Origin of the sequence: Streptomyces tricolor (genome assembly GCF_002155905.1) — a bacterium.
GTDB classification, from domain to species: Bacteria; Actinomycetota; Actinomycetes; order Streptomycetales; family Streptomycetaceae; genus Streptomyces; species Streptomyces tricolor.
Genome location: NZ_MUMF01000343.1, coordinates 1 through 7,564, shown reverse-complemented (window position 1 = coordinate 7,564; position 7,564 = coordinate 1). Strand labels below are relative to the sequence as shown.

5 protein-coding genes are annotated in these 7,564 nt (G+C 72.1%); 4 read left to right on the top strand and 1 reads right to left on the bottom strand.

Annotated elements, in window-relative coordinates:
* Positions 1 to 41: 41 nt before the first annotated feature.
* Positions 42 to 926: an SDR family oxidoreductase gene (locus CCN44_RS24010; protein ID WP_086699440.1), complete on the top strand. Its 885-nt coding sequence runs from the start codon at positions 42 to 44 to the stop codon at positions 924 to 926.
* A 94-nt stretch (positions 927 to 1,020) separates the two neighbouring features.
* Positions 1,021 to 1,233, top strand: coding sequence for a hypothetical protein (locus tag CCN44_RS24005; RefSeq protein ID WP_086699438.1), 213 nt, complete (start codon positions 1,021 to 1,023; stop codon positions 1,231 to 1,233).
* Positions 1,234 to 1,312: 79 nt separating this feature from the next.
* On the opposite strand, the gene CCN44_RS24000 is transcribed toward CCN44_RS24005, so the two are convergent.
* Positions 1,313 to 4,615 (bottom strand): S41 family peptidase, encoded by a 3,303-nt coding sequence (locus CCN44_RS24000; RefSeq protein WP_086699435.1) that lies wholly within the window; start codon positions 4,613 to 4,615, stop codon positions 1,313 to 1,315.
* A gap of 155 nt (positions 4,616 to 4,770) precedes the next feature.
* Here CCN44_RS24000 and CCN44_RS23995 point away from each other — a divergent pair, with 155 nt between their 5' ends.
* Positions 4,771 to 5,373, top strand: coding sequence for a TetR/AcrR family transcriptional regulator (locus tag CCN44_RS23995; protein ID WP_059250914.1), 603 nt, complete (start codon positions 4,771 to 4,773; stop codon positions 5,371 to 5,373).
* Between the two features lie 102 nt (positions 5,374 to 5,475).
* On the top strand, positions 5,476 to 7,564 hold a 2,089-nt coding region (locus tag CCN44_RS23990; protein ID WP_086699432.1), incomplete at its 3' end, for an MMPL family transporter.

The following is a 7,564-nucleotide window of genomic DNA, read 5'->3' as shown; positions in this document are numbered from 1 at the left end:
ATCCGCACGGGGGCCGGCCCCGTGCGGATCAAGGAGGGCGCATGAGCAGGGTCAGCCTCGAAGGGCAGGTCGCCGTCGTCACCGGAGCGGCGCGCGGCGTCGGCGAGCTGCTGGCGCGCAAACTCTCCGCGCGCGGGGCGAAGGTGGCGCTGGTCGGGCTGGAGGAGGACGCGCTCAAGGAGGTCTCCGGGCGGCTGCACAGCGACAGCGCCCACTGGTACGCCGACGTCACCGACCACGAGACGATGAGCCGGGTCGCGCGTGAGGTGAAGGCGCGGTTCGGGAAGGTCGACATCGTGGTCGCCAACGCCGGTGTGGCGACCGGCGGTCCGTTCGCCGACTCCGATCCGCAGGCCTGGCGGCGGGTGATCGAGGTGAACCTGATCGGTTCGGCGGTGACCGCGCGCGCCTTCCTGCCGGTGCTGGTCGAGAGCCGCGGCTATCTGCTCCAGGTCGCCTCGCTCGCCGCGATCACGCCGGCGCCGATGATGACGGCGTACTGCGCCTCCAAGTCGGGTGTGGAGGCGTACGCGCACAGTCTGCGCGCCGAGGTCGGCTACCAGGGCGTGCGCGTCGGCGTCGCGTATCTGTCCTGGACCGACACCGACATGGTGCGCGGCGCCGACCAGGACGACGTCATGCGGGAGCTGCGGCAGCGGCTGCCCTGGCCGTCGAACAAGACGTACCCGCTGGGGCCCGCGGTGGACCGGATCGTCGCCGGGATCGAGCGCCGCTCGGCGCATGTGTACGGGCAGTGGTGGCTGCGCGGCATGCAGGGCGTGCGCGGATACCTGCCGGCGCTCATCGGGACCGTCGGCCAGCGCGAGATGAAGCGGTTCGCGCCGCGTCTCCAAGGGATGCACTCCGGGCTCGTCGGCGCAGGTGGGGCGGCGGACGAGGCGGCGCGGGCTACGCACCGTAACTGATCGACATGCAGCGTGTGTTCGCCCGTGTGAATCTGGTCGAGGCCCCACCGAGGGGCCGAACCCCCCACCTCACCCACCACGGGAGTGAACCCACATGGGTATGAAGGACCAGTTCCAGGACAAGTCCCGCCAGGCCAAGGAGCAGGCCAAGGAGAAGGTCGGCCAGGCCCGCGAGAAGGCCGGCCAGCGCGGTCAGCAGGGCCGCCCGGGCCAGCAGCCGGCCGAGCGGGGCCGCCCCAACTACCGTGACATCGAGGACACGGAGCAGGAGATGGGCGACCGGGTCAACCGCGACTACGAGGCGTAGCCGCTGCGCCGGGCTCCGACCGCACCGACGCGGGGTGCCCTTCCTCCGGGGAGGGTGCCCTGCGTCTGGTGCGTCGCTCTCACGTCGTCCTTGGCGGGAGTTTCGGGCGGGAGCGGTCCGGGACCTCGCTGTAGTCCGGGGGGACGGCCGCGGGGCTGGTCTCCAGCAGGGTGAGGGCCAGTTCGACCGCGTCGGCCAGTTGGGCGTGGCGGCCCTCGGCCCAGTCCAGGGGGGTGCGCAGGATCTCCAGGTCGGGGGCGACGCCGTGGTTCTCGACGGACCAGCCGTAGGCGTCGAACCAGGCGGCGTTCATGGGGACGGTGATGATCGTGCCGTCGCCGAGCCGGTGCCGGCCGGTCATGCCGACGACTCCGCCCCAGGTGCGCTGGCCGACGACCGGGCCGAGCTTCAGCAGCTTGAAGGCTGCGGTGATCATGTCGCCGTCGGAGGACGTCGCCTCGTCGGCCAGGGCCACCACCGGCCCGCGCGGGGCGTTGGAGGTGTACGACACCGGTTGCGCGTCCCGGGTCAGGTCCCAGCCCAGGATCGTCCGGGTCAGCTTCTCGATGACGAGTTCGCTGATGTGCCCGCCCGCGTTGCCGCGCACGTCCACGATCAGCGCCGGCCGGGACACCTCCATGCGCAGGTCGCGGTTGAACTGGGCCCAGCCGGAGCCGCCCATGTCCGGGATGTGCAGGTAGCCGCACTTGCCGCCGCTCAACTCGCGGACCACCTCCCGCCGTTTGGCCACCCAGTCCTGGTAGCGCAGCGGCCGTTCGTCGATGAGCGGCACGACGGCGACCCGCCGGGCGTGCGCGGTGTCGCCCTCCGCCGGGAGGAACGTCAGCTCCACCGTCGTACCGCCCGAGCCGGCCAGGAGCGGGTAGGGGCCCGCCACCGGGTCGACCGGGCGGCCGTCGACGTGGGTCAGGACGGCGCCGTCGCGGATGCCCGTGCCGGCCAGCGGGGAGCGGGCCTTGGAGTCGGAGGAGTCACCGGGCAGGATCCGCTTGACCGTCCAGCGGCCGTCGCGGCGCACGAAGTTGGCGCCGAGCAGGCCCTGCCAGCGCTGGTAGTGGGGCGGGCCCTCGTTGCGGCGGGCGGCGGTGACGTAGGCGTGCGAGGTGCCCAGCTCGCCGAGGACCTCGCGCAGCAGGTCGGCGAACTCGTCGGGGGAGGCGACGCGTTCGACCAGTGGCCGGTACTGGTCGAGCACCGCGTCCCAGTCGATGCCGCACATCCCCGGGTCCCAGAAGTACGCCCGGATCAGGCGCCCCGCCTCGTCGTACGCCTGGCGCCACTCGGCGGGCGGGTCGGCCTCGTGCAGGATGCGGCGTACGTCGATCCAGACGGTCGTGTCGCCGTCGCCGACCTCGGTCGACGGGACCGCCCGCAGATCGCCCTCGTCCACCACGACCAGCCGGGTGCCGTCGCCGCTCACCGCGAACCAGTCCAGATGGCCGACCAGTTCGGACTTCTTCGCCTTGGTGATGTTGAAGTACTCCAGGGTCGGGCGTCCGCTGGTGTCGGCCGGGTTGGCGAAGGTCTCGCCGAGCGCACCGGAGATCGGCCAGCGCAGCCAGACCAGGCCGCCGCCCGCGACCGGGGACAGCCCGGAGTACTTGGAGGCGATGACCGGGAACGGTGTGACCCGGTTCGCCAGCCCCTCCACCTCGACCGTCACCGCGCCGGCCTCGCCGGTCTCCTCGTCCTCCAGCGGGTCGAGTCCGCCGGCGGCCGGGCGGCCCTCGGGGTTGAGGGCGAAGGGGGAGGGGGTCGCGGAGGAGAGCGGGACCAGGTACGGGCGGCAGCCGAGCGGGAAGGACAGGTCGCCGGTGTGCACGTCGTAGACGGGGTCGAAGCCGCGCCAGGAGAGGAAGGCGAGGTAGCGGCCGTCTCGGGTGAAGACCGGGTTCTCGTCCTCGAAGCGGCCGTTGGTGACGTCCACGATCAGCCGGTCCTTGATGCGGGCCAGCTTGATCTGGCGCAGGGTGCGGCCGATGCCGGGGTGCGACCAGGCGAGCCAGGAGCCGTCCGGGGAGAAGGCGAGGTCGCGGACCGGGCCGTTGACGGACCGGATCAGCTCGGTCACCGTGCCCCGCGGGCCGTCCGCCCCCGCCGTGTCCGCGGCGCCCGCCTCCGCCTGCTGTTCCCGCTCCTCCTGCTCTTCCTCCTCCCGCACGTCGATCAGCAGCAGCCGTCCGTCGTGCGAGGCCACGGCCAGGCGTTCGCCCTGGGGGTCGGAGGCCATCTCCAGGATCCGGCCCAGGTCGCCGGAGGCCGGCCGGCGGGGGGCGCGGCCACCGGTGGCGCGGGGGAGGTGGACGATCTCGACGGCGTCGTCGCCCTCGGCGTCGGTGACGTAGGCGATCTGGCCGGTGGAGCCCAGCATCTCCGGCAGCCGTACCCGGACGCCGGGCGTGTCGGTGATCGTACGGGCCGGGCCGTCGCGGTGGGTGAGCCAGTACAGGCTGCCGCGCACGACGACCGCGCTGGCCCGGCCGGTCTCGTCCACGGAGATGCCGTCGATGTTCTGCGCGGCCGGCACCTGGTAGCGGCGGCGGCCGGTGCGCGGCCCGGCGAGCCGGATGTCGAGCTTGCGCGGTACGCCGCCCGGGGAGAAGTCGTCCACCAGCCACAGGTCGCCCGCGCACTGGTAGACCACGCGCTCGCCGTCGCCGGCGGCGTGCCGGGCGTAGAAGGCGTCGTGGTCGGTGTGGCGGCGCAGGTCGGTGCCGTCGTGGGCGCAGGAGTAGAGGTTGCCGACGCCCTCGTGGTCGGAGAGGAAGGCGATCCGGCCGGCGACGAACAGGGGGCAGGCCAGATGGCCTTCGAGGTCGGGCAGCAGGCGCTGCCCGTGCAGCCACAGCCGGCCCATGGCGCCGCCGCGGTACCGCTTCCAGGACGCCGGTTCATGGGGCGGGGTGCCGGTGAGCAGGAGGGTCTTGTGCTCGCCGGCCACGTCGGCGACCTGGATGTCGGCGACCGGACCCCAGGGCAGCCGGCCGCCCGGGTCGCCGTCGGGGTGCACCTTGTAGGCCCAGGTGAAGTGGGAGAAGGGCTGGCCGTGGGAGGCCACGGCGAGGATGTCGCCGTCCGGGGTCCAGCCGCACACCTGGGTGTCGGCGCTGCCCCAGTACGTCAGCTGCCGCGCGGGACCGCCGTCGACGTCGACGAGGTGGATCTCGGGGACGAGGCTGCGCCAGGTCGTGTAGGCGATCCGGCGGCCGTCGGGCGAGAAGCGCGGGTGCCCGGCCTTGGTGCGGTCCGCGGTGAGCCGCCAGGCGCGGCCGGGGGTGTCGAGGGGGGCCAGCCAGAGGTCGTCCTCGGCGACGAAGCACAGCAGGTCGCCGCTGAGGTGGGGAAGGCGGAGATAGCTCACCTCCCCATGCTTTTCCGCTCGCGGGGGCCCAGCAACTTATGCGTCCTTCACCTTCGTGAGGCAGGACACGTACGAAACCGTTTCGTTTCGCAGACTCGCGGGGTATCTTCGGGGATGTACGAAGAAGAAGGCCCCGGAGCGGGAAGGAGACCGGCATGACCGAAGCCGTCGCGGCGCAGCGTCGCAGCCGGATCACGCCCGAACGCGAGGCCGAGCTGTACGAGGCCGTCCTCGCCCTGCTCCGCGAGGTCGGCTACGACGCCCTCACCATGGACGCCGTGGCCGCCCGCACCCGGTCCAGCAAGGCCACCCTCTACCGCCAGTGGGGCGGCAAGGCCCAGCTGGTCGTGATGGCGCTGCGGCACAGCAAGCGGGGCCATGTGGAGGACATCGACACCGGCTCCCTCCGCGGCGACCTGCACGCCCTCGTGGCGCTGGAGGACGACTGCACCATGGAGCGGAACTCGGCGCTGATGCGGGGCGTCGCCATGGCGATGCACCACAACGACGATCTGCGCGAGGCGTTCCGGGCGCAGCTCGTCGACCCCGAGATGGGCGGCTTCCGTCAGGTGCTGCAACGCGCGATCGACCGGGGCGAGGTCCGCCCGGACTGCCCGGCGATCGACTTCCTGCTGCACATGATGGTCGGCGGCTTCGCCACCCGCGCGCTGCTGGACGACCAGCCGCCCACCCGGGCCTTCCTCACCTCGTACATCGACGCCGTGGTCCTCCCCGCCCTCGGCGTCACCACGCGCTGAACCCTCTCCCCAGCAAGCCCACCACCTGACGTCACCGCTCACGTCGTCGGGCTGATCGCCCCTGCCCAGCTGAACCCACGACCTGACCGGGAGTACGCCTCCGTGGCCACGTTCCTCTACAAACTCGGCCGGCTCGCCTTCCGGCGACGGCACTTCGTCGCCCTCATATGGGTCGCGCTGCTCACCCTCGCCGGGGTGGGCGCCGCCTCCGCGCCGACAGCCGGCAACACGTCCTTCTCCATCCCCGGTACGGAGGCCCAGAAGGCCTTCGACCTGCTGGAACAGCGCTTCCCCGGGATGAGCGCCGACGGCGCCACCGCCCGGGTCGTCTTCAAGGCCCCGCAGGGCGAGAAGATGACGGACGCCGCCAACAAGCGAGCCGTCGAGAAGACCGTCGAGGAGCTGGGAAGCGGCTCCGAGGTCGCCTCCGTCGCCGACCCCTACACCGGACACGCCGTCAGCCGGAACGGCACCATCGCCTACGCCTCGGTGAAGTACAAGGTCTCCGGCATGGAGCTGGAGGACTCCTCCCGGGACGCCCTGAAGGAGGCCGCGCAGCAGGCGCGGGACGCCGGGCTGACCGTGGAGGTCGGCGGTGACGCGCTGACCGCGACGCCCGAGACCGGCTCCAGCGAGATCATCGGCATCGCGATCGCCGCCGTCGTCCTCGTCATCACCTTCGGCTCCCTGCTCGCCGCCGGGCTGCCGCTGCTGACCGCGATCATCGGCGTCGGCATCGGCGTCGCCTCGATCACCGCGCTCGCGTCCGCCCTGGACCTGGGCTCCACCACCTCCACCCTGGCCACGATGATCGGCCTCGCCGTCGGCATCGACTACGCCCTGTTCATCGTCTCCCGCTACCGCGCCGAACTCGCCGAGGGGCGCGAGCGCGAGGAGGCCGCCGGCCGTGCCGTCGGCACCGCGGGCTCGGCCGTCGTCTTCGCCGGTCTGACCGTCGTCATCGCCCTGGTCGGCCTGTCCGTCGTCAACATCCCGATGCTGACCAAGATGGGCATCGCGGCGGCCGGCACGGTCGCCATCGCCGTCCTCATCGCCCTGACCATGATCCCGGCGCTGCTCGGCTACGCCGGCCGCAAGGTCAAGCCGGCCGGTGAGAAGAGCAAGCTGCTCGGCGGCGGCCGTACGCCGAAGAACCCCGGCCGCGCCAACCTGGGCACCCGCTGGGCGAGCTTCGTCGTCCGCCGCCCGGTCGCCGTGCTCCTGCTCGGCGTGCTCGGTCTCGGCGCGGCGGCGGTCCCGGCCGCCTCCCTGGAACTGGGCCTGCCCGACGACGGCTCCCAGCCCGTCTCCACCACCCAGCGCCGCGCCTACGACCTGCTCTCCGAGGGCTTCGGCCCCGGCTTCAACGGCCCGCTGATGGTCGTCGTCGACGCCAAGGGCAGCGACGACCCCAAGGCCGCCTTCACCCAGGTCGGCGAGGAGATCAAGGGCCTGAAGAACGTCGTCACGGTCACCCCGGCCACGCCCAACAAGGCCGGTGACACCGCGACGATCACCGTCGTCCCCGACTCCAAGCCGTCCTCGGCCACGACCGAGGAACTGGTGCACGCCATCCGCGACAAGGGCGCGGACATCGCCGCGGAGACCGACTCGCAGGTGCTGGTCACCGGCTCGACGGCGATGAACATCGACGTCTCGCAGAAGCTGAACGACGCGCTCCTGCCGTACCTCGCCCTGGTGGTCGGCCTGGCCTTCCTCCTGCTCATCGTGGTCTTCCGCTCGGTCCTGGTCCCGCTGAAGGCGGCCCTCGGCTTCCTGCTGTCGGTGCTCGCCGCGCTCGGCGCCGTCGTCGCGGTCTTCCAGTGGGGCTGGCTGTCCGGCCTGATGAACGTCGAGGAGACCGGACCGGTCATGTCGATGATGCCGATCTTCATGGTGGGTGTCGTCTTCGGCCTCGCGATGGACTACGAGGTGTTCCTCGTGACCCGGATGCGCGAGGCGTACGTCCACGGCGAGAGCCCCAGCCAGGCGGTCGTGACGGGCTTCAAGCACGGTGCCCGCGTCGTCACCGCCGCCGCCGTCATCATGATCGCCGTCTTCTCCGGCTTCATCGGCTCCAGCGAGTCGATGGTCAAGATGATCGGCTTCGGCCTCGCCATCGCCGTCTTCTTCGACGCGTTCATCGTCCGCATGGCCATCGTCCCGGCGGTCCTGGCCCTGCTCGGCAAGC

Coding starts and splice junctions, on each gene's coding strand:
- CCN44_RS24010 (WP_086699440.1), top strand. CDS start 42: ATGAGCAGGGTCAGCCTCGAAGGGCAGGTCGCCGTCGTCACCGGAGCG.
- CCN44_RS24005 (WP_086699438.1), top strand. CDS start 1,021: ATGGGTATGAAGGACCAGTTCCAGGACAAGTCCCGCCAGGCCAAGGAG.
- CCN44_RS23995 (WP_059250914.1), top strand. CDS start 4,771: ATGACCGAAGCCGTCGCGGCGCAGCGTCGCAGCCGGATCACGCCCGAA.